We start from the raw sequence: 1,043 nt of genomic DNA, 5'->3' as shown, positions 1-1,043 counted from the left end.
ACTAGCGCTAGACCTAACGACACAATAAACACGCCAACACTTAGCAGTAGTTGAGCGGTAAAGTGGTACGTCACTACACCCGCAGCCAAACACACACTGAAGATAAACAGAACCGACAGCAGCGTAAAAATGATGCTGAACATCACGATTTGGCGCGCAGCCGCCACGTTGACTTTCATCTCTAGCAAAAACAAATCCAACGTCGAGCCCGACCACGTTCGCAGTGACGTCGAAAGATCGTCAATCTGCGACAAAATGGCTCGTAGCCCATTAATGGCTTGTTCAACTTCCTGATTTTTAGCCCCATTTAGGGCTCGGCTACTGTCTGCAGTAGCCGAGCCTTGGCGCTCATTGATGGTATGCTCGGAGTCATTCATAAAACTCTTCCTTCATGATTAGAGCGAAATGTAAGGAACAGGCTTATTTGATGAGCTTAGAGACCGCCCAACCTGCCAGGAATGCACAACCGATACTCAACAGCGGGCGCTCTTTAATGACGTTTTCTGCGGATTTGGTCGCTTGCTGAATGTTCTCTGCGCCGACTTCCAGCTTCTCTTTGGCATGTTCTTTCATGGCGCCAACCGCTTCTGAAGTGGCTTGTTCTGCAAGGTGATACGCTTCTTCAAATTGCTCTTGAGGTTTAACTGCGCTTTCTTTTGTATTAGCCATAACTAGCCTCCGTTGATTGAGATTACCTTGGATTAAACGGTTGTGATTCCGCTGAGAAGTAATCTGATAAAAGTGAATTCTTTTCGTTTCCTCGTGAGTGGTATTGCGATTACTGTGCCAAGTTAATAAGTCATTGTTTTTATTGAAATAGAATTTAAATAGCTCCAATCGTTGCAAAATGACCTGTAATTATTTCCTTTGAATGGATTCTTATTTGTAATTTTTTCTTATTCCCCACAAGCAATCACGCGCAATTAATAACCACCACCATGCTTACTCCTTATATTATCTGGCATCTCTCACACTCAATATTCATGGCATACAAAATGCTAGATATAAAATGCCACATGAAAAATATTGTTCATATTTAATGG

General features: G+C 43.0%; 2 protein-coding genes. Both read right to left on the bottom strand.

From position 1 onward, the window contains the following. Window positions 1-377: hypothetical protein (locus tag R7Q47_RS26485; protein ID WP_318090290.1), on the bottom strand; the 377-nt coding region annotated here is incomplete at its 3' end. A gap of 43 nt (window positions 378-420) precedes the next feature. Continuing rightward, window positions 421-669, bottom strand: coding sequence for a hypothetical protein (locus R7Q47_RS26480; protein WP_005466481.1), 249 nt, complete (start codon window positions 667-669; stop codon window positions 421-423). Window positions 670-1,043 lie beyond the last annotated feature (374 nt).

This window comes from Vibrio sp. Vb0349, assembly GCF_033338975.1.
Note: the sequence above shows the minus strand (reverse complement) of the source record. Positions and strands in the feature narration are given on the sequence as shown.